At 41.2% G+C, this 21,574-nt stretch carries 21 protein-coding genes; 7 read left to right on the forward strand and 14 right to left on the reverse strand.

Annotated elements, in window-relative coordinates:
• Positions 1-4: 4 nt before the first annotated feature.
• The 3 genes from VM932_RS10780 to rsfS all read right to left on the reverse strand — a co-directional run bounded on the left by VM932_RS10780 (position 5) and on the right by rsfS (position 3,018).
• Positions 5-613: an LUD domain-containing protein gene (locus tag VM932_RS10780; protein ID WP_326278812.1), complete on the reverse strand. Its 609-nt coding sequence runs from the start codon at positions 611-613 to the stop codon at positions 5-7.
• Between the two features lie 68 nt (positions 614-681).
• Complete coding sequence (ftsH, locus tag VM932_RS10785) at positions 682-2,634, reverse strand: ATP-dependent zinc metalloprotease FtsH (RefSeq protein WP_326278813.1); 1,953 nt, start codon at positions 2,632-2,634, stop codon at positions 682-684.
• A 6-nt stretch (positions 2,635-2,640) separates the two neighbouring features.
• The gene (gene rsfS / locus VM932_RS10790; RefSeq protein WP_100817468.1) at positions 2,641-3,018 is read right to left on the reverse strand and encodes a ribosome silencing factor; all 378 of its coding nucleotides are present in this window, start codon (positions 3,016-3,018) and stop codon (positions 2,641-2,643) included.
• An 83-nt stretch (positions 3,019-3,101) separates the two neighbouring features.
• Here rsfS and VM932_RS10795 point away from each other — a divergent pair, with 83 nt between their 5' ends.
• Positions 3,102-3,845, forward strand: coding sequence for a biotin--[acetyl-CoA-carboxylase] ligase (locus tag VM932_RS10795; protein WP_326278814.1), 744 nt, complete (start codon positions 3,102-3,104; stop codon positions 3,843-3,845).
• Here the strand turns inward: VM932_RS10795 and VM932_RS10800 are convergent.
• Together VM932_RS10800 and pyrE are read right to left on the reverse strand one after the other, a co-directional pair.
• Positions 3,839-4,237, reverse strand: a complete 399-nt coding sequence (locus tag VM932_RS10800) for an SRPBCC family protein (protein ID WP_326278815.1) — start codon at positions 4,235-4,237, stop codon at positions 3,839-3,841. The two genes, VM932_RS10795 and VM932_RS10800, sit on opposite strands and share 7 nt — an antisense overlap.
• A gap of 9 nt (positions 4,238-4,246) precedes the next feature.
• The gene (gene pyrE / locus VM932_RS10805; RefSeq protein WP_326278816.1) at positions 4,247-4,885 is read right to left on the reverse strand and encodes an orotate phosphoribosyltransferase; all 639 of its coding nucleotides are present in this window, start codon (positions 4,883-4,885) and stop codon (positions 4,247-4,249) included.
• Between the two features lie 7 nt (positions 4,886-4,892).
• Between pyrE and VM932_RS10810 the strand changes: the two genes are divergently transcribed.
• Positions 4,893-5,495: an NUDIX hydrolase gene (locus VM932_RS10810; protein ID WP_326278817.1), complete on the forward strand. Its 603-nt coding sequence runs from the start codon at positions 4,893-4,895 to the stop codon at positions 5,493-5,495.
• On the opposite strand, the gene VM932_RS10815 is transcribed toward VM932_RS10810, so the two are convergent.
• The 5 genes from VM932_RS10815 to VM932_RS10835 all read right to left on the reverse strand — a co-directional run bounded on the left by VM932_RS10815 (position 5,488) and on the right by VM932_RS10835 (position 11,216).
• Entirely contained in the window at positions 5,488-7,260 is a 1,773-nt protein-coding gene (locus VM932_RS10815) for a M14 family metallopeptidase (RefSeq protein ID WP_326278818.1), read from the reverse strand. The genes VM932_RS10810 and VM932_RS10815 overlap by 8 nt on opposite strands.
• Positions 7,261-7,330: 70 nt before the next feature.
• Positions 7,331-7,744 carry a response regulator gene (locus VM932_RS10820; RefSeq protein ID WP_326278819.1) on the reverse strand — a complete coding sequence of 138 codons (414 nt, stop codon included), beginning with the start codon at positions 7,742-7,744 and terminating at the stop codon, positions 7,331-7,333.
• Entirely contained in the window at positions 7,731-9,557 is a 1,827-nt protein-coding gene (locus VM932_RS10825) for a PAS domain-containing protein (RefSeq protein ID WP_326278820.1), read from the reverse strand. The genes VM932_RS10820 and VM932_RS10825 overlap by 14 nt, the downstream gene beginning before the upstream one ends.
• 192 nt (positions 9,558-9,749) lie before the next feature.
• Positions 9,750-10,208: a pantetheine-phosphate adenylyltransferase gene (gene coaD / locus VM932_RS10830; RefSeq protein WP_326278821.1), complete on the reverse strand. Its 459-nt coding sequence runs from the start codon at positions 10,206-10,208 to the stop codon at positions 9,750-9,752.
• Between the two features lie 33 nt (positions 10,209-10,241).
• A complete protein-coding gene (locus tag VM932_RS10835) occupies positions 10,242-11,216 on the reverse strand; it encodes a D-alanine--D-alanine ligase (protein WP_326278822.1) in 975 nt (324 codons plus the stop codon).
• A gap of 79 nt (positions 11,217-11,295) precedes the next feature.
• On the opposite strand from VM932_RS10835, the gene VM932_RS10840 reads away from it, so the two are divergent.
• From VM932_RS10840 to VM932_RS10860, 5 genes are all read left to right on the forward strand, one after another.
• A complete protein-coding gene (locus tag VM932_RS10840) occupies positions 11,296-11,883 on the forward strand; it encodes a PASTA domain-containing protein (protein WP_326278823.1) in 588 nt (195 codons plus the stop codon).
• Positions 11,884-11,885: 2 nt separating this feature from the next.
• Complete coding sequence (locus tag VM932_RS10845) at positions 11,886-12,917, forward strand: RluA family pseudouridine synthase (RefSeq protein ID WP_326278824.1); 1,032 nt, start codon at positions 11,886-11,888, stop codon at positions 12,915-12,917.
• A gap of 89 nt (positions 12,918-13,006) precedes the next feature.
• A complete protein-coding gene (yaaA, locus tag VM932_RS10850) occupies positions 13,007-13,768 on the forward strand; it encodes a peroxide stress protein YaaA (RefSeq protein ID WP_326278825.1) in 762 nt (253 codons plus the stop codon).
• 175 nt (positions 13,769-13,943) lie between these two features.
• Positions 13,944-16,490, forward strand: coding sequence for a phosphoenolpyruvate carboxylase (locus VM932_RS10855; RefSeq protein WP_326278826.1), 2,547 nt, complete (start codon positions 13,944-13,946; stop codon positions 16,488-16,490).
• Positions 16,491-16,595: 105 nt separating this feature from the next.
• On the forward strand, positions 16,596-17,294 hold the full coding sequence (locus VM932_RS10860) for a uracil-DNA glycosylase family protein (protein WP_326278827.1): 699 nt from the start codon (positions 16,596-16,598) through the stop codon (positions 17,292-17,294).
• On the opposite strand, the gene VM932_RS10865 is transcribed toward VM932_RS10860, so the two are convergent.
• The 4 genes from VM932_RS10865 to VM932_RS10880 are packed head-to-tail and all read right to left on the reverse strand — an operon-like array spanning position 17,291 to position 21,528.
• Positions 17,291-18,787, reverse strand: a complete 1,497-nt coding sequence (locus VM932_RS10865; RefSeq protein ID WP_326278828.1) for a M20/M25/M40 family metallo-hydrolase — start codon at positions 18,785-18,787, stop codon at positions 17,291-17,293. The genes VM932_RS10860 and VM932_RS10865 overlap by 4 nt on opposite strands.
• Positions 18,788-18,821: 34 nt before the next feature.
• Positions 18,822-19,583, reverse strand: a complete 762-nt coding sequence (gene trpA, locus VM932_RS10870; RefSeq protein WP_326278829.1) for a tryptophan synthase subunit alpha — start codon at positions 19,581-19,583, stop codon at positions 18,822-18,824.
• Positions 19,584-19,629: 46 nt separating this feature from the next.
• A complete protein-coding gene (gene trpB / locus VM932_RS10875) occupies positions 19,630-20,814 on the reverse strand; it encodes a tryptophan synthase subunit beta (protein WP_326278830.1) in 1,185 nt (394 codons plus the stop codon).
• A 12-nt stretch (positions 20,815-20,826) separates the two neighbouring features.
• Positions 20,827-21,528 (reverse strand): phosphoribosylanthranilate isomerase, encoded by a 702-nt coding sequence (locus tag VM932_RS10880; RefSeq protein WP_326278831.1) that lies wholly within the window; start codon positions 21,526-21,528, stop codon positions 20,827-20,829.
• Positions 21,529-21,574: the final 46 nt, after the last annotated feature.

A 21,574-nucleotide genomic window follows, 5' to 3' on the forward strand; every position in this document is an offset into this window, starting at 1 on the left:
GTATTTAGAAATCTTCTAGGAGTAAAAGATATACATTTTTTGAGGCACTTCCGTAGGAAAGGAAGTCATCTTTGTTTTCCTCGGTAGCTTGAAAGTGCTTTAATGTGGTAATGTTATTGGGAATATTATTTTGATAACGTTCTTTAATTGTTTTGAGAGCTTCGCTTATGGAATCCACCAATTGACTGGTAGTGGCGAACACCACCAAATTGGAAGGGAGTTCATTTAATTTTTTTTCCTTGATTTGATTGGAGCATACCAAAATGGAACCATTGTGTGCAACAAGGTGTTCACAAGTGGTGAAGAAAATCTCACTTTTGTTACGGTTGTCCGTGAAATCTATATTTTCTGAAGCAAAACGGGTTTCCAATCTTGGATCCATGGAATAGAAAAGATGGTTTTGCCAATCGTTTTCGGAAACAATGTTTTTGAGAGCTTCGGATATTTCGGCAAAGTCTTCACAGTAAATAAACTTTCCGCCATTTTTTTTAAAGTAGATGGTGAATTTCTCATCTACGGGAATTTTTAAATCGGGCATGTGGTCGCCACGGGTCTCCGCAGTTTCCTTGGAAACCTTTTTTCCTCCTCCGAAAAGTTTTTTAAAAACTCCCATTTATGGCATTGTGTTCTTTGCTACTGAATCAATATAATTCTTTTGATTAAACTTTATATATCAACGGTTTATTCTGCGGGTTCAAGTTTTTCTTCCTCTTTTTCAAAAGGCCTTTTACCAAATATTTTTTCCAGATCGTCTTTAAAAATAACTTCTTTGTCCAAAAGTCTTTCGGCAAGTTCGGTAAGCTTGTCCTTGTTGTCTGCCAACAATTTAATAGCTCTTTGATATTGCTCTTCAATCATTTTGGAAATTTCCTGATCAATTTTTTGAGCAGTCTGCTCACTATATGGTTTGGTAAACCCATATTCGTTCTGTCCAGATGAGTCATAATAGGTAATATTCCCCAATTGATCATTTAGCCCATAAATAGTGACCATAGCGCGGGCTTGTTTGGTTACTTTTTCCAAATCGCTCAACGCACCTGTGGATATTTTATCGAACATCACCTTTTCCGCTGCCCTACCACCCATAGTGGCGCACATTTCGTCCAACATTTGCTCTGGACGTACAATTAAACGTTCTTCGGGTAAATACCATGCAGCTCCCAAGGATTGTCCGCGGGGAACAATGGTAACTTTCACCAAAGGTGCAGCGTGTTCCAACATCCAGCTTACCGTTGCGTGTCCAGCTTCGTGATATGCAATGGTTTTCTTTTCCTCAGGTGTGATGATTTTGTTTTTCTTTTCCAGACCTCCAACAATTCTATCCACGGCATCCAAGAAATCTTGTTTGGTCACTGCTTTTTTCTCTTTACGGGCTGCGATAAGGGCAGCTTCGTTGCAAACGTTGGCAATATCGGCTCCGGAGAAACCAGGGGTTTGTTTGGCCAAAAAGTCCAAGTCCAAGGTTTCAGCGGTCTTAATGGGGCGAAGGTGTACCTCAAAAATTTCTTTTCTTTCGTTCAGGTCGGGCAGGTCAACATAAATTTGACGGTCAAAACGTCCTGCACGCATCAATGCCTTATCCAGTACATCGGCACGGTTGGTAGCGGCAAGCACAATAACGTTGGTATTGGTGCCAAAACCATCCATTTCGGTCAATAACTGGTTTAGGGTGTTTTCGCGCTCATCGTTGGAACCTGTAAAGTTGTTTTTTCCCCTTGCACGTCCAATGGCATCAATCTCATCAATAAAAATAATGGCTGGAGATTTGTCCTTTGCTTGTTTGAACAAATCGCGCACTCTTGATGCCCCAACGCCTACGAACATTTCAACAAAATCGGAACCTGATAGCGAGAAGAAAGGTACTTTGGCTTCACCTGCCACGGCTTTTGCCAATAATGTTTTACCGGTTCCGGGTGGACCTACCAATAAGGCCCCCTTTGGTATTTTACCACCTAATGAAGTGTATTTGTCAGGATTTTTAAGGAATTCTACAATTTCCTGTACTTCTTCTTTGGCTCCTTCGAGACCTGCCACATCTTTAAAAGAGGTGCGGGTGTCTGTTTTTTCATCGAACAATTTGGCCTTGGATTTTCCAATGTTGAAAATTTGTCCGCCTGCGCCTCCACCTGCACCACCAGACATTCTGCGCATCAGGTAGATCCAAATACCGATAATAAGGGCAAATGGAAGCAGGGTCAAGAATATTTCGCCAATTACGTTGGATTCCGTATCAAACTCAACAATGGTATCGAGATTGTTCTCTTTTTTGATTTCCGTGATTTCGTTTTGGAAAATCTGCAGATCACCATAATCCAACACATATTGGGGTACCAATCCTGTTGAAGGGAACAAGGGCTTTTCGGCCACGCCTTTATGTACATCTTTGTTAAGTGCTTCCTCGGTAAGGAATACCTTGGCTTGACGTGTATTTGTAATGATGACGATTTTGGAAATATCACCATTGCGCAAAAATTCCTGTAATTCAGAGGTTGTGGTTTTTTCTGTACTTGATAAACTGCTTCCACCAAAAAATTGGAAGCCAATGATCAAGGCGATTACCACACCATATATCCACCACGAGCTAAAACGTGGTTTTTTCGGAGTGTTATTGTTCGGGTTGTTTTCTTTTGCCATTTTTTCTTAAGAATTGTAACTGCTTTCCACCATAGTGACCTTGGCATCGCCCCAAAGTCCCTCAATGTCATAAAATTCCCTAATGTGTTTTTGAAATACATGTACCACAACGTTAACATAGTCCATCAGCACCCATTCCGCGTTTTCAGAGCCTTCAACATGCCATGGCTTGTCGTGTATGGCCTTGCTAACCTTTTTTTGGATGGATGAAACAATTGCGTTTACATGTGTGTTGGAAGTACCGTTACAGATGATAAAGTAGTCGCAAACTGTATTTTCGATTTCCCTAAGGTCCAGTAGATTTATGTCAACTCCTTTAACGTCTTCTATTCCTTCTAGGATTAAGGCAATCAATTCATCTGCGCTAGCTTTCGTTTTCTGCATTCAAAAAGTTTAGTTTTTTACAAAGTTATGTTTTTTTTGTTTTCTTAGCCCTAGTTTTTAACAAATCATAAAGGCTTATTACATTGGGAAAACAATTTCAAATACTCAAACTTAATGCCACGGACTCCACGAATTCATATTTAAAGGATTTGTTACGTTCGGAAAATCCCATGGATTATACTGTGGTTGTTGCGGAAAAGCAGCTTAAGGGAAGGGGGCAAATGGGAACTTTTTGGCAATCCGATGAAGGTAAAAACCTCACTTTTAGCGTGTTGAAATTTTTTTATACGTTTAACGCACAACACCAATTTGTTTTGAACATTGCAATTTCCTTGGCCGTTTGCGATACCCTGAACGAACTTTTTGTACCCAATGTTAAAGTAAAGTGGCCCAACGACATTATGTCAGGTTCCATAAAAATCTGCGGTATTTTGATTGAAAATGTCCTAAAAGGTGATAAGGTAGCCCATTCCATTATCGGAATTGGCCTGAATGTGAACCAAACGGATTTTTTGGGGTTGGAGAAAGCATCATCTTTAAAATCAATAATGGGACAAACTTTTGACCTAGATGAGCTGCTTCATAAAATTTTGCAACGTATCAGGTCTTATCTTCAGGGGATAGAAACAAAAACGGTCAATCAACTTTTACCAGCCTACGAGAAATTACTTTTCAAAAAAGATAAACCATCAACTTTTACCAATGTAGATAATGAAATGTTTATGGGGTATATCCGCAGGGTGTCCCCTTCGGGCAAATTGGTGCTCGAATTGGAGGATAGGGTATTTAAAGAATTTGATTTGAAAGAGGTAAGCCTGCTTTACTGACCTATTTTGTCCAGATTATTGGACAAAGTTCCCATAAAATTAGTAATCGGCGCCTTGATCATCATGGCCATCATGGCATTGAACTCTCCTTCAAAATTTAATGCCACCTCGCTTTCATTTTCTCCTAAAGACTCAATGTCCGCAGTTAATGTAAAAGGTAGTTTGTCGCTTGCCGCGCCCAGCACAACTTTGTGGTGCGGGTTTTGTTCCTTTAGCCTTAGTACGATCTCTGGCATGCCTTTTAACGCGAATTTGAATGTGTTTTCGTCCAACACTTCAAATTTGTCAATATTGTCGGGCATTAGCGTTTCAAAGTTTTTGATGTCCGTCAAGAACTCAAATACTTCTTTGTCGCTTTTCGCTACTTTCTTCTTTGAGGCTTCAATATGCATGGTAAAATATTATTTCCATTCTTGTGGATTGGATTTCCACTCCAATAATGTTTGTAGTTGTGTTTCTTGAATATAATTGGTGTCGGAGGCTTGCTCTATGAGGTTTTCGTAATCCGATAGGGTATGGAGTTCCACGCCTTCTTTTTCAAAATTCTCAGTGGATACCGGGAAACCGTAGGTGAAAATGGCGATCATTCCCTTAATATCCGCCTTTTGTTCCTTGAGCGCCTTTACGGCATTAAGGCTACTGTTTCCGGTACTGATCAAATCTTCGATGACCACAACGCTTTGGCCGGGTTCAAAATATCCTTCGATTTGATTTTGCCTACCGTGCTCTTTGGGTTTTGGCCTTACATAAACAAAAGGAAGTCCCAAAGCTTCTGCGACCAAAATACCGATCCCGATGGCTCCTGTGGCCACACCGGCTATAACATCGGGCTTGCCGTAGAGGGTCTCGACCTGTTTTGCTATTTCTTCCCTTACAAAATTCCGCACCTGGGGGTAAGAGAGCATGATCCTATTATCGCAATAAATAGGCGATTTCCAACCAGAAGCCCATGTAAAAGGATTTTCAGGTTCCAACTTAATTGCATTAATTTGTAATAGCAGCTCAGCTGTTTTTTTTGCGATTTGTTTATCTAAAACCATTGCGCAAATGTATGAAGTTTTTGTTAATGAGGCCCCACTGATTTTAACAAACGAGCGCCCTCAGGATTCCAACGGTAATTTGTTCTCGTTGGATGGTGATTCTATTGTTGAGGCGATTCGACTTTTGTCCAAAAAGAAGTTGAAAAAGGCGTATCTGTACCACCCTGATGACAAAAAAATCCTGAAGCTTTTTATGCACAAGATTCCAGTAGTGGTTGCTGGTGGTGGATTTGTGATCAATAAAAAGGGCAAGGTTCTCTTTATTTACAGGAACGGAAAGTGGGATTTGCCCAAGGGAAAAGTGGACAAGGGAGAATCCATAGAAAATGCCGCAATCAGAGAGGTTGAGGAGGAGACCGGTGTTAAAAATCTAGTGATTGAAAGATTTCTTCATACAACGTTCCATATATTTAAAAGGAACGGGGAATACCGATTGAAGCAGACGCATTGGTTTATTATGTCGACCGATTATACCGGAAAATTGGTGGCGGAAAAATCCGAAGGCATCAAAAAGGTGAAGTGGAAAGGCCCTAAAAAAACCAAAAAAGCATTAAAGAACTCTTATCATAACATAAAGGTATTGTTCGATGATTGGCCTTTTTTTAATTAGATAACAAGCCTGCAGCTTCGCTGTTTTTCGCTATCCTGAATATAGGGTAGGTGAGGTAGGCTTCTTCAAAATGTACGGAGCGTTCAAAAATCCAATTCAATTGTGCATACCAATTGTTGGAAAAATTAAGGTCTTTTTCTTTTTTCATTTCAAACTCCCGAAGCAGCAAAGAGTCTTTTTGCAACATTTTCAGGGCTACGTCTTCAAAAACATAAGGGGAGAACCCTTCTTTGCGTTGCAAAACGCTATCAAAGAAGTTCCAGTTAAAGAATGAGTCGGCCCCTTGTGGTTCCAGTGTCTCCAAAAGATACCTGATTCCTGATTGATGGATGGGTATCAATAAATCTCCTTCCCTAAAATGAACTTTTTTAACGATTTTTTCCACTTGGGTGTCGTAATGCAAATAATGACCTTCGTAAGGTGCGTTTCTGGTGTTGAAATCCACTATTTTGTATACTTCTACAGAAAGAGTGGTATCTTGTGCTATGGATGAATATTGAATTTTGTTGGCATCCAACCGCTCTATGACCCTTTTCCAACTCTTTTTTATGATATAGGCTTCTGGAACTTTAACTGTGTCCATTGGATAAAAGTAATCTTGGTACACCGTTTTTTTGGTGAACGGCTTATCTCGGTTGTACTTTAATCTTGGAAGTCCTGTTACTTCGCTAGTGATTTGTTCAGCTTCAAACCCTTTAAAATTGAGGATGCTGGACTTTGTGGTGTCCACCTGCCAGTTGAAGTAATATTCGGAAAGGTCCATGTTGCTTTCCAAGGTCTCCTTTCGAAGCGATTTTATGTTCTCGTGTTCTGCCTCGACCACTTCAATCAAGCTTTGCATAAGAGCATATGTTCCCTCGACCCGTTGTTTGTATGGTTTTAGCATATGGGTCTCCACCATTAGGCCCAAGGTACTCCAAAGTGTGGTGTATCCCGTGGAATATCTGGGGTGGTCCATAAATTGGCTGAACCCCATTTCTGGCGGAACATTAAAAACATTGACATAAGGCGTGATGTCCCATTCTTTTTCGGTCAAGGAATTTTCAAGATTAGGCATCAGGCTATCGTGCAGGTATTCTCCCATTTTACCGCCCAATTTATTGTGTTGGGTAAAAAGATGGGTCAGGGTATATTGGTAATCCGCTCCATTGCTCACATGGTTATCGATAAAAACATCAGGTTTTACCCTATGGAATATTTGGGCAAAGGTCTTGGCGTTTTGGGTGTCCATTTTGATGAAATCCCGATTAAGGTCGTAATTACGGGCATTTCCCCGAAACCCATATTCCAATGGCCCATTTTGATTAGCCCTGGTGGTGGAGTTACGGTTGAGCGAGCCACCTACATTATAGATGGGAATGGTGACCAATACCGTATTTTTGGGTGTGGGCAGTTTGCCAGTGGCCAAGTCCCTGTAAAGCATCATGGTGGCATCTATGCCATCGCTTTCACCCGGGTGTATTCCATTGTTGATTAAGATGATGGATTTTTCCTTGCGGATATTTTCATAATTAAAATCCCCTTCTGGATTAAATGTTACTGTGTGCAGTGGGTAACCGCTGTCCGTTTTGCCTATGGTGTGAATGTTTATCTCGGGAAATTCACGGGCAAGGGCAATGTAATAGTCAATGGTTTGTTCATAAGTGGCCGTTTCTTTTCCATCAGATAATTCAAAATGGGTCGGGTACGAGGATTTCTCATCCTGCGTTTCAGATTCGCAGGAGACCAAAAGGAAAAGGGCCGTTAAAAAAATTATATGCTTCAAAATATTACGGGAACTTTGGTTCGCACAAAAACCTGTGTTTGGCAGCTCCAAAAATACATAATATTATAATTTAAGAAGCCACATTGATACAGCCAAGGTCTTCTGGCTCTATTTTAAAAATGGGTTTGTTCTTAAAGTTTAGGATATGTGGACACCTGTCTTTGAAACTGTTCCATTTTTTGTGATCTGCTGGATCTATGGAAGATGTGATCATGTTGATTACGACATGCTCATCGATATTTAGATCGATCAATTCATCAAGAAACCCCCAGCCATCCATAATGGGCATATTGATGTCGAGAAAAATGACATCTGGAATATTTTCTCCTTTCTCTTGTCTTTCCTTTATGGCCTCATAGGCTTCGTGCCCGTTTTGAAATATTTGAACGTCATCACAATGAGTAACCGTCCGCAACATTTTTTTAATACCAAATACGGTAATGGGATCATCGTCCACAATAAAAATACAACTAACTTTCTTCATTAAAATAAACATTGAACGTAGTGCCCTTGTCAACTTCACTTTGCACTGTTATACTTCCGCCCATGGCCTCAATTTGGTTCCTTACAAGGTATAGGCCAAAGCCTTTGGCATCTTTTCTATTGTGGAATGTTTTGTACATTCCAAAAATTTTGTCGCCGTATTTGTCTAAATTTATTCCCAATCCGTTGTCGGAAATACTCAAGATTATCCCTTCGTTGGACTTTACGGCATTTATGGTAATCAATGGTTCTCTATTGGGGCTTTTATATTTGATTGCGTTGGATACAAGGTTCAATATGATGCTGTCCAAATAGGCAGGAACACAATTCACCTCAATATTCTCCGATATATTGTTTATGACTTGGGACTTGTTTTCCTCCAAAAGGGCTGAAAGGTTTTCCAGTACCTTTAGAACATTGTTTTTTAGATTGAGCGGTGTTTTTGTTTCCGATGTTTTGGTATTGATGTCCACCACTTGGTTCAAGTTTTCCAAGGTTTCCAACAAGTTGTCCGATGCCTGTGAGAGCATTTTTAAAATACGTTTACGTTCTTCAGCATCCTTTTCCGAGTTTAAAAAGCCCAGAAGCATGGAGAAATTAGCGGAGTGCGACCTCAAATTATGGGAAACAATATGTGCAAAACTGATAAGCTTTTGGTTTTGCATAGAGGTGATATTTATTAAATTCCGCAACTGTTCCTCTTTCTTTTTTATGTTGGTAATGTCCAAACTCATTCCAATGAGTCCGCAAACCTTCCCCTCTAGGTCAAAATATGGAATTTTGGATGTAAGAAAATAAATGGTTTTTCCATGTACCGTGCTAGCGGTCTCTTTACCTATTATTGGAGTTAAGTGCTTCATCACCTGAAGATCTTCTTCCCTAAAAATTTTGGCCGTTTCTTCGCTGTATAGGTCAAAATCGGTTTTACCAATAACTTGTTCTGGTTTTTTATTGAGAAACTTGCATTCCCCTTTGTTTACCAAAACTTTTCTGGATTCCAAATCTTTTACATATACATTCAATGGAAGGCTATCTACCAATGTGGAGAGCAATTGTTGGTGTTCCTTTACTGTGGTTTCGGCCGTTACCTGATCATGTATATCCTTTATGGTGCCAAAAACCTTAACTGTTTTTCCGTTTTCTATGATTGGTTTTCCTGTTATACGGACCCATCTTTCTTCACCATGGAGCGTAACGATCATTAACTTGGCATCATACGGTTGATGGCTTAGGGCAATTTTATGGAAAAGCATGGATGCTTTATTTCGGCTATACCCTGGTTTATAGAAATTTAAGGCCTCTATTACGGTTGGCTCGAAGCACTCAGGAACTTGGTGGATTCGTTTTGTTTCCTTGCACCAAGTAAGTTTCTCTTCTTCAATTTCATACTCCCACCAACCGGTTTTGGATACTTCTACCTTTGTTTCCAGAATATTGTTCAACCAATCTATCTGTTGTTCTTTTTCAACTTCGGAGGTAATATCGTCAGTTTGGACAATGGTCCCGATCACATTCTCCTTTTCATCGAACCATGGGGCAAAATAGCTTTTCAAATGGCGTGTGCCCTTGCTGCTTTTTATTTTATGTTTAATGGAAAAGGGGGTGTGCTCCATGAGCTTTTTCTCAAGGTCTAAAAACTCTGGATATAATGGAAAAATTTTCGTTTGGTGGTTCTTGTCTTGTAAGGATTGGCTGAAAATTTCGAGCCACGAACAGGAGGCATCTTGTACGATGCCTTTCTTGCAAAGTAGAGCGGTTGCCTTTGGCAACTGTTTTAGTAAATAAAATTGGTCAACTCTTTCAACTGCTTTCAAAACTCGGGGGATGTTTAAAGACGTTCTACCGCTAAGAAATTTCTGACCAAATGTATAATTATTGAATTGTCAGATAGATTTATTGTTGTGAAAGCATGGATAAATGTTGTATTCGATGGGTTAGTTATGGTTTGAAAATTTCACAAAAGAAAGATTTTACCTACAGTCAATTATTGAAAAAGGAAATGATTTCTATTTTTTGACCACAACTGTGTCAGGTACTAAGCCAGTATGGTCGCCGCCATTCCTAATGACATCGCGAACTATGGAAGAACTGATATAGGATTTGCCGGAAGATGTCAATAAAAAAACCGTTTCGATTTCCGACAGTTTGCGGTTGGTGTGGGCAATGGCTTTTTCAAACTCAAAATCTGCTGGATTGCGCAATCCTCTCAATATAAAATTGGCCTCTATTTTTTTGCAAAAATCCACGGTCATTCCCTTGTAGGTGGTCACTTTGATTTTTGGTTCGTCTTTAAATGCCTCTTCTATAAATTTAACACGTTCTTCCAGAGAAAACATATATGTTTTATCCGCATTGATCCCAATGGCAATCACCAATTCATCGAACAGGGTGACCCCCCTTTTTATAATGTCGTAATGTCCTAAAGTAAGTGGGTCAAAGGAACCGGGAAACAATGCGCGTCTCATGTTGTGGAATAAAGTTTTTTAAAAATACGGTTTCTATCGCAAAGCTTCAACAATAGCGCTATCAAAAAGTGCCTCCAGGGAAATTCCCGCGGTTTTGGCCTGCTGTGGCAGAAGGCTTTCCTCGGTAAGTCCCGGGGTTGTGTTTATTTCAAGCAGATGTGGTACATCACCAATAAAAATAAACTCACTACGGGTGTAGCCTTTCAATCCTAGGGTTTTGTATATAAACTCTGCCATGTGCCTTACCTTGGATTCTTGCTTTTCGGATATTCTTGCCGGTGTAATCTCCTGTGATTTCCCCATGTATTTGGCTTCAAAGTCAAAAAAATCGTTCTCCGAGATGATTTCGGTCGCAGGGAGCACAGTTACTTTATTCTGATAGGTAATCACACCAACCGATACTTCGGTGCCGTCCAAAAAAGATTCGATAATGATTTGGGTGTCCTCCTTAAAAGCATCATCAATGGCATTGGCCAAATCCTCTTTTTTGTGCACTTTGGATACGCCGTAGCTGCTGCCCGCTCTGTTGGCCTTTACAAAACAGGGAAGTCCAACTTTGTCCACAATGGCATCTTCGTCCACCGATTGCCCTTTGTTCAAATAATAAGAAGTGGCACAAGGCACGCCATAAGGTTTAAGGGTGCTCAACAAATCCCGTTTGTTAAAAGTGAGCGCAGCTTCGTAATGGTTACAGGCGGTTTGTGGAATGCCCAAAAGTTCAAAGTAAGCTTGCATTAGGCCATCTTCACCAGGGCTTCCATGGATGGCGTTGAAAACACAATCAAAATTAATCTTGTCCCTGTTGACCATGATACTAAAATCAGATTTATCGACCGGCGTCTCATTATCGGATGCATCCAAATAAAACCATTTCTCTTTGGTAATCACGATTCGGTACGCATTGTATTTTTTTTTATCCAGATATTTGTGCACCACATTTCCGCTTTTAATGGAAATATGGTACTCACTGGAATAGCCGCCCATAATTATGGCAATGTTCTTTTTCATTGACTTGTAAAATATCGCAAAGCCAAAATAAAGAAAAAAGGGTTGGCTTTCCTATATTTGTTCCGTTAAGGTGAACTACATGAAGAATTTTTTCAACTTTTTAAAAAGCAAGACTTTTTTGATTCAACTTGGATTGGCTGCAGGGGCCGTTCTGGTTTTGGTGTTTGTTGCTTTGCAATGGCTCAAAAGTACCACCAATCATGGTGAATTTGTAGAAGTGCCGGATTTTTCCAAAATGTCGGTTATGGAGATGCGAAAAGCGGTCGAGGAAGCAGGACTTAGATATCAGGTATTGGATTCTTCCAACTTTAACCCGGAGTATCCCAGGTTTTCCATTTTGGATCAAAATCCGCCCGCGGGGAACAAGGTGAAGTCAAACCGAAAAATATATTTTACGGTAAACCCTTCTGGATATAAAAAGGTGACCGTACCGGATATTATCCAAGTTACCCAACGCAATGCCGCTTCCATGCTCAGGGCCGTAGGTTTGGATGTGGAGCGCGTTACCTATATTGATGAGTTGGGCAAGGACATGGTGTACAACATGAAATACAAAGGGAAATACATAAAACCGGGAGATAAGCTGCCCAAAACCTCCAAAGTGGAGCTGATTTGCGGAAATGGTACCATACCCGGTAGTGCTAGGGTACAGGCAGATTCCCAATAAACATGAACACTCCGGACAATCAAGATGAACTGTCTCAAGATGAGCTCTATGAGCATCATGGCTTTGTAGCATCCAAAGGTCAGGAGCCTTTGCGTGTGGATAAATTCTTAATGAACTTTATTGAGAACGCTACGCGGAACAAGATTCAGCAAGCTGCCAAAAAGGGTCATATTTGGGTGAACGGTTCTATTGTAAAGCAGAATTATAAGGTTAAGGCAGGCGATGAAGTTAAAGTGATGTTCGAGCATCCACCTTATGAATTTTTACTTACCCCCGAGGATATTCCCCTAGACATTGTTTATGAGGATGACGTGCTTTTGGTGGTGAACAAACCCGCAGGCATGGTAGTACATCCAGGCCATGGCAATTACTCGGGCACCTTGATCAATGCGCTGGTCTATCATTTTGAAAACTTGCCGAACAATAGCTCCGATAGGCCTGGATTGGTACACCGCATCGATAAGGATACCTCAGGTTTGTTAGTGATTGCCAAAACAGAATCCGCAATGACCCATTTGGCCCAGCAGTTTTTTGATAAGACCAGTGAGCGGGAATATGTGGCCTTGGTTTGGGGCAATGTGGAAGAAGACGAAGGTACTGTGGAAGGTCACATTGCCCGAAACCCTAAAAACCGCCTGCAAATGATGGTTTTTCCAGAAGGCGACGAGGGCAAAGAAGCAGTAACCCATTACAAAGTATTGGAACGTTTTGGCTACGTTACTCTGATTTCCTGCAAGCTGGAGACAGGTAGAACGCATCAAATTAGGGTGCACATGAAATATATTGGGCATACCCTGTTCAACGACGAACGCTACGGGGGTGACAAAATTTTAAAGGGGACTACCTTTACCAAGTACAAGCAATTTGTGGATAATACCTTTAAGGTGTTGCCCAGACAGGCCCTACATGCCAAAACACTTGGCTTTGAACATCCTGTGACGGGCGAATTTATGCGCTTTGATTCCGAATTGCCCGAGGACATGGTGAACGGTATTGAAAAGTGGCGTGGCTACTCCAAGCACCACGAATCATAGCTTTCTTCAATCTTAAGATTGAAAACACCATTGGAATACCCTTCCTAAAAAGTAAAATCCTCGCTACTTTTACAAAAAATTAGAACAAGATGAAAATTGTGATATCCCCGGCCAAGTCGCTCGATTACGATACGGCTTTGCCCTCATCAAAATATAGTCAACCCCAATTTTTGGAGCAAGCGGAAAAACTGAATTCCGTCTTAAAAAAGAAAAAACCAAAGGCTTTGTCGAAACTGATGTCCATTTCCGATAAGCTAGCGGATTTAAACTGGGAGCGCAACCAAAAATTTAAACGTCCTTTTACCGCTGACAATGCGAGACCTGCTGTGTATGCATTCAATGGCGATGTCTATCAAGGCTTGGATGCTTATACTATCCCAGAAGATAAACTGGACCGCTTGCAGGATACGTTGCGAATTTTGTCCGGTTTGTATGGTGTTTTAAAGCCATTGGATTTGATGCAGCCCTACCGATTGGAAATGGGAACGCAACTGAAAGTGGGTCGTAAAAAGAACCTGTACGAGTTTTGGAAAGATCAGATTACGGAATCCTTGAACAACGAACTAGAGGAGGACGAATTGTTCGTGAATTTAGCGAGCAACGAATACTTCAGCGCTGTGGACGATAAGAACCTCAAGGTTCCCGTGATTGCACCGGTCTTTAAAGATTGGAAAAACGATAAACTGAAAGTCATAAGTTTTTTCGCCAAAAAAGCGCGTGGTTCCATGGTTCGTTATATCTTGGACACAGAAGCCGAAACGCTGGACGATATCAAGAATTTTGACTACGATGGCTATCTTTATAGCGAGGAACATACGGTAAAGAAAAACGAACCCGTGTTCATCCGATAAAAAACTTTGGTAAAATCCGAAGTAATCTTTAAGTTAAGGTCGATTAAAGGCGTGTTGTTACGATAGAAGTGCACATGCCTTAAATTGTGATACACTTAAATTTAACCCAGAGGTTACACTTTATTCACGACCTTTGGGTGTTTGTCTATTTTTAACACTAACATAAACCAAATTCATGCAGCAGACTAAACGGTTAGAAGAGTTTAAAAAATCGGTAACCAATAAGTTCAATATCTATAACAGCCTTTTCCTAAGCTTGCCCTATAAGAATGTGGAAAATGTGGGGATTCTTATCCCGCTTTTGCTCGATCAGTGCGAGAAAGGTCTAAAGGCAGGAAAAGAACCCCAAGAGATTCTGGAGGTCTTTTTCTCCAATTTTGTGGATATTCAGGACGAACGGGAACGATTGGATTTTATGTTCAGAATTGTACAATATGTAGAGCGTCAAGTGGTGTTGTACGATAGTGTGGAAGATTCCGCATTTCCCAAACTTCAGGAGTACAGTAGTTCGTTGACCATCAAGGATTATTTTGAGTTGGTAAACCGTACCAAAAACTGGGACAAGGTCTCCAAAAAATTATCGACCTTTAGTGCGCGTATTGTTTTAACGGCGCACCCCACACAGTTTTACACCCCAGCTGTTTTGGATATCATCGCAGAGCTACGCTCGTTGATTGATGAAGATAGAATCCATGATATTGATGTGACCCTTCAACAATTGGGTTTGACCTCTTTGATCAATGCAAAAAAACCTACGCCCTTGGATGAGGCAAAAAATATCATCTACATTCTTCGTAATACCTATTATGATGCAGTTGGAGAACTTTATCAATATGTAAAAAGCAACATTAAGGATGAAAAGTTTGAGAACTACAACCTTATGAAGCTTGGTTTTTGGCCAGGGGGTGACCGAGATGGAAACCCATTTGTAACGGCCGATATTACCAAACAAGTGGCAGACGAACTCAGGCTCACCCTAATGAAGTGCTACTACAACGAGTTGAAGGATCTTCGCAAAAAGTTGACATTTAAAGGCATGCAGGGTCACCTTAATGCGTTGAGCGGTAAAATGTACCAGGCCATGTTTGATCCCAATGCACCAATTTCCTACGAAGGCATTATTGAGCATTTAGGTGCGGTGAGAGAAGAGTTGATCGAACATTATCATGGCTTATATTTGGATGAGTTGGATCAGTTTATAGATAAGGTCCACATTTTTAAAACACATTTTGCAACCTTGGATATCCGTCAAGATCACAGCAAACATAAATTGGTGGTGGAAACCGTGCTTAAAAAGCAAGGAGCCATCAAGGAAAGTTTGGATGAACTCAAGGAAAAGGAGTTGGTGGATTTATTGCTCCAAGGCGATTACAAACTTGATCCGAAGGATTTTGATGATGACATTGTAAAAGATACCATTCTCAACATTCAAAATTTAAAAGCAATTCAAGACAAAAACGGTGAAGACGGATGTAACCGCTACATCATCAGTAATTCGGAAGATATTTTTTCCGTGTTGTTCGTATTTGGGTTGTTCAGATGGTGCGGTTGGGACGAGAAGGAAATCACTTTTGATATTGTTCCATTGTTCGAGACCATGAACGGTATGGATGCTTCCGAAGAAGTGATGCAAACCCTGTTCGATATACCACAATACAGACAGCACTTGGAGCGAAGAAGAGATATTCATACCATAATGCTCGGCTTTTCCGATGGCACCAAAGATGGAGGGTATTTAAAAGCCAACTGGTCCATTTTGAAGACCAAAGAAACCCTGAGCAAGGTCTGCAAGAAAAATGGGATCAGTGCCATTTTCTTTGATGGTAGGGGAGGACCACCGGCAAGGGGTGGAGGTAAGACCCATAGGTTCTACGCGGCCCAGACCAAGGATGTGGCCAATCACGAGATTCAGCTTACCATTCAAGGGCAGACCATTACCAGTACCTACGGAACCAAGGAGCAGTTTATTCACAATTCCGAACAGTTGCTTACCGCGGGGCTCAGCAATAACCTTTTTGGCAAGGAACACACGATTTCTGCAGCGCAACGTAAACTTATTGAAGAACTTTCCGAACTAAGTTTTACAAAGTATGATGCGTTAAAGCAGCACGATAAATTTATTCCGTATTTGGAAAACAGGAGTACGCTAAAATATTACACCAAGGCCAATATTGGCAGTAGACCGGGGAAACGGGGCAACAAAAAGCAACTGACTTTGTCCGATCTTAGAGCCATTTCATTTGTAGGTTCTTGGAGCCAGTTAAAACAGAATGTCCCTGGTTATTTTGGTTTGGGTTCCGCCATAATGCAGTTAAAAGAGGAAGGACGATTGAACGAGGTGAAAAAGCTCTACAAAGAAGTACCTTTTTTTAAAGCGTTAATGCTAAACAGTATGATGTCCTTGGCCAAAACCAACTTTGATTTGACCAGTTATATGAAAGATGACCCCGAGTTTGGCGATTTCTGGAATATCCTTTACGATGAATTTCAATTGTCCAAAAAAATGTTGTTACAGATTTCTGGTCTAAAAATTCTGATGGAAGATGAAGCCGTTTCGAGGGAATCGGTAAAAATCAGGGAAAAAATTGTATTACCATTGTTGGTGATTCAGCAAAATGCCCTGTACCATATCACCCAAAATTCAGAATACAAAGAACTGTATGAGAAAATCGTGACCCGTTCCCTCTACGGAAACATCAATGCAAGTAGGAACTCGGCTTAGTCCCTGATTTCTTCTCGAATCTAATAATGGCAACCAGTATGGTGCAAAATTTAAAAGCATCATACTGATTGTTTATTATTACCCAAACACGGAATATTTTCAATTTTGAGTTCGCAACTTTTTAAACACATCCATCCCTACGAACCCTTTTTGTTGTCCGAAGCCACTAAATTGATTGTGGGCACTTTGCCGCCACCCCGTTTTACAACAAGAGCGCTGAAGCCACAAGATGTTGATTTCTGTTATGGCAGTTGCAATGGACAACTTTGGCCCATTTTAGATAGAATCTTCGATTTGGGGCTGAAATATGAAACCACAAATGAAGCGGTTGTGCAACGCAAGCATTTTTTGATCAAGAACAAAATTGGAGTCTGCGATATTGTGGAAAGTGCAGAACGCGAAAAAATTGATGCCTCCGATTTGGGGATGCAAAATGTGGAACTTCGTGATTTGGTCGGTTATTTGCAAGCACATCCCAACATCCAAACCGTTTTATTCATGGGCGGTAACAGCAAAAATGGCCCGGAATATTTCTTTCGCAGACAGTTAAAGGAATATGGTCTAAAATTAAAAGTTGTCTCCAATGAAGTACCCCGAATCCATCATTTGGAATTGCCCTTTGATTTAAGTCCAATGTCAGTTCGAGCGCAGTCGAGGACGGTCAAAACCGTTTCATTGACGGCGCCTTCGGGAGCTGCCAATCGTGCTGTTGGAAGTTTACAGGCCTACAAAGAGTTAAAAAACAAAAACCCTGATTTCAATACCCTTGATTTTAGGGTGATGCAGTATCGGGAGTTTTTTTAATTCATTTCAGAAGAAAGAATCCCATAAAACGCCTTAATGCCATAGGCCAACTGCCCAATTTTGATGTTCTCGTTGGGGCTGTGCTGGTTGTTATCGGGGTTTACAACGGGAACTATAAACGCGGGAATCTTCAATTCATTGATAAATGGTGAAATCGGTACTGTACCGCCCATAGTGCGTATCTGAATCACTTCTTTACCAAAACTTTGATTCAAGGTGTTCACAATAAATTTACCATAAGGATTGTCCAAATCGGTTCGGAAGGCATCTGTAACGCTACCTTCTTCCACGGTTACAATTTTATCAAACTGCATACGCTCTTCTTTGGAAGGAATATGATTCAATACTATGTATCCCTGCTTGGTGATATGGTCCTTTACCAAGTTTTTAAGATGGTTTCCATCACTCTCTACTACCAATCTCAAATCTAGTTCAGCGATAGCACTTTCGGGAACAATGGTCCGTGCTTTGTCACCGACCCAGCCCGAGCCCAATCCACGAATGTTCAGGGATGGGTATTGTAAAGCCTCTTGATAATAACCGCCCACTTTTTCGGCAGTTTTAAACTGAAGTTTTTCAGCAATCGCCTCGTCACTATCAGGAACACTTTTTAGTATGGAATCGGTTTTTCCGTCAATGGAAATACCATCGTAATAGCCGGGAATGGTCACCCTACCTTCGGTATCTTTCATGGTGGCCAGCAACTGTGCCAACTGAAACCCGGGGTTTGGTGCATAATTGCCGTAATGTCCACTGTGTTGAGGTTTAATGGGGCCATAGGTGGTGAGTGTCAAGGTGGTGATGCCTCGACATCCATAAACCACCGTTGGGTTTTCCGAAGCATGAACAGGTCCGTCCACGATCATCAAAAAATCGGATTCCAATAGTTCGCGGTACTGCTTAACGGCAGCTGGTAAGGGTTTGCTGCTCTTTTCCTCTTCACTGTCCAAAATCACTTTTATGTTAAAAGGAATTTCTTTGCCATCTTTCTTTAACAAATCCATGGCGTTCAAGAGCATCACAATAGGCGATTTATCATCAGAAGTTGACCGTCCGAACAAGCGCCAGTTGTAATTAATGTCATCCCCCAGTTCATCAAAAGAAACCGTTTCAAAAGTATCATCGCTGGGCTTTTTTAAAACCACTTGATAGGGATTGGGTTGGTCCCATTTGGATGGGTCTACGGATTGCCCATCAAAATGCATGTAAATGAGTATGGTGGGTTTTTCACCGCTCACTGGCGTGGCCGCAAAAAACAGGGGAAGCCCTTCTGTGTCCAAAACGGCAGTATTGAAGCCTCTATCACCAAATTTACGCTTCAACCACATGATGTTGCGATCTATATCAGCAGCATCCAAAGCGTCGTTGGGAATGGCGATAAATTCCCGAATTTCGTTAATGGCATCGGCCACTTGCGATTTTACGGCTACATCATCCTGCGCGAAAAGGGAAAAAGTAAGGGATAGGCAAACTAGGGATAGTGTTTTTTTCATGAGACAGATCAGCGTTGATTTTAAAAGCTGAAATTTAACGAATTTGCTTCACAAAGTCACTAATACCATCCACTCCATTTGCTGTTATATGTTTGATGAAAGCCGAACCAATGATAGCTCCTTTGGTTTTTTTAGTCGCTTGCTCAAAAGTTTCGGCATTGCTAATGCCAAACCCAACAATTTGAGGGTTTTTCAACTGCATATTGGCAATACGCTCAAAATAGGCTGATTGTTCCGCTCCAAAACCTTGTTTGGCACCGGTGGTGCTCGCAGAACTTACCATATAAATAAAACCTTCGGAGGCATCATCAATAGCTTTGATACGCTCGTCGCTCGTTTGCGGGGTGATTAAAAAGACGTTGATCAGTCCATGTTTTTTGAAAATGGCTTCGTATTCCTCTTGATATTCATCCAAGGGCAGATCGGGCAGAATGAGTCCATCAATACCAATTTCTTCACATTTAGCGCAGAATTCCTCCACGCCATATTGAAGCACGGGGTTGAAATAACCCATTAGGATCAAAGGAATGTTGACCGATTTGCGGATATCTTCCAGTTGTTCAAAGAGTAATACCGTGTTCATTCCATTTTTAAGGGCAGCTGTGGAACTTTCTTGTATGGTCGGTCCATCGGCCAAAGGGTCACTGAACGGCAGTCCTATTTCGATGAGGTCGACCCCGCTTTTTTCTAAATCTTCGATGATTTTTACGGTATCGTTCAAATTGGGATAACCTGCCGAAAAGTATATGGAGAGAATTTTTTTGTCCTCTTGTAGTTTTTGTTTGATCCTGTTCATTTTAATTTTTCATTGGATTCCTGCTTTCGCAGGAATGGACATTAAATTATAACTTAAAATAATCAATATAGTTCTGCAAATCTTTGTCGCCACGCCCGGATAGGTTGACCACCACCACATCATCTGGATTAAACTTCCTTTCTTCAAAAATGGCGAGGGCATGGGAAGTTTCTATTGCTGGTATGATACCCTCTAGTTTACAAAGCTCCAAACCGGCCTTCATAGCATCATCATCGGTAATGGAAATAAATTCACCCCTGCCAGACGCGTACAAATGTGCATGCATGGGCCCAACACCCGGGTAATCCAATCCTGCCGAAATGGAGTAGGGTTCTGTAATCTGCCCATCTTGGGTCTGCATCAACAAGGTTTTACTACCATGGATAATGCCTACTTTGCCCAAAGCGGAAGTGGCAGCACTTTCACCAGAATCAATGCCTTTTCCTGCAGCTTCCACGGCAATAATACCTACGTCCGGAGTATCCAGATAATGGTAGAACGCACCCGCAGCATTACTTCCACCACCTACACAGGCTACCACATAATCAGGTTTTTCGCGACCTTCTTTTTCCCGAAGTTGATTTTTGATTTCTTCGGAAATCACGGATTGAAAGCGGGACACCATGTCAGGATAGGGGTGAGGCCCTACTACGGAACCAATAATGTAATGCGTGTCCACGGGATTGTTAATCCAGTCGCGAATCGCTTCGTTGGTGGCATCTTTCAAGGTTTTACTGCCCGATGTGGCCGGTCTAACCTCGGCCCCCAACATTTTCATTCGTGCTACGTTCGGGGCTTGGCGGGCAATATCAATCTCACCCATGTATACAATGCACTCAATCCCCATAAGGGCACAAACGGTAGCTGTTGCCACACCATGTTGTCCAGCACCTGTTTCAGCAATAATTCGGTTTTTGCCTAATTTTTTGGCCATCAGAATCTGGCCAATGGTGTTGTTGACTTTATGGGCTCCGGTATGGCACAAATCTTCCCGTTTCAGATAGATTTTCGTGTTATATTTTTCGGATAGACGGTTGGCGAAATAAAGTGGTGTAGGCCTGCCCACATAATCTTTTAGCAATTGGTGAAACTCTTCCTTGAACGAAGGTTCTTCCATGATGCTAAGGTAGTTTTGTCTTAGCTCCTCGCAATTGGGATATAACATTTCGGGGATAAATGCTCCCCCAAACTCTCCGTAATATCCCCGTTCATCAGCATGATAACTCTTCATAGATTTATTTTTTTAGTTGCGACCGCTCTCTAGCGATTCAATGAATATTTTTAAGTCTTCTATATTTTTTAATCCGGGTGCTCGTTCAAATTTACTGTTCACATCAATGGCGAAACAGTTTTTGGAAGCGGGACTGTTTAAAAACTCTTGTAATTTTTCTTTGGAATCCAATCCAATGCCACCACTTAAAAAGTAGGGTTTGTTGGATGGGTAGTTTTCCAAAACCGACCAGTCAAACGCATAGCCATTGCCGCCCGGAAGCTTTCCTTTGGTGTCAAAAAGAAAATAATCGCAATCCTCTTCATAATCTTTCAATAGATCAAAATCAAAATCATCCTTGATGGAGAATACTTTAATGATCTTCAGCTTTGTCAGGTCTAGCGCAGTCGAGACCACATTTTCGTTTGATTCCTTTTGATTTCTCGACTGCGCTCGAAATGACAGAAAGCTGTCTTTTAATGCTTTGCAATACTCGGCATTTTCCTTCCCGTGGAGTTGTACAGCATTCAATTCATACTTCTTTACTCTTTCCAAAACCTCTTCCAAAGGCGCATCCACAAAAACGCCCACTTTTTTAATGGAACTGGGCAATACTGGCATTTCTCCCGAAAAATATCGAGAGGATGGCTCCCAGAAAATAAACCCCAAATAATCGGGCAGCAATTTTGCCGCCTCGGTTGGATTGTGGTTCATGCCGCAGATTTTTATTTTCATAGTGCTGTTCTTTTCTCTTTCGAACTGTCAGATTGGGCGTCGTCGA

Source organism: Flagellimonas halotolerans (genome assembly GCF_035818535.1).
Classification (GTDB): domain Bacteria; phylum Bacteroidota; class Bacteroidia; order Flavobacteriales; family Flavobacteriaceae; genus Flagellimonas; species Flagellimonas halotolerans.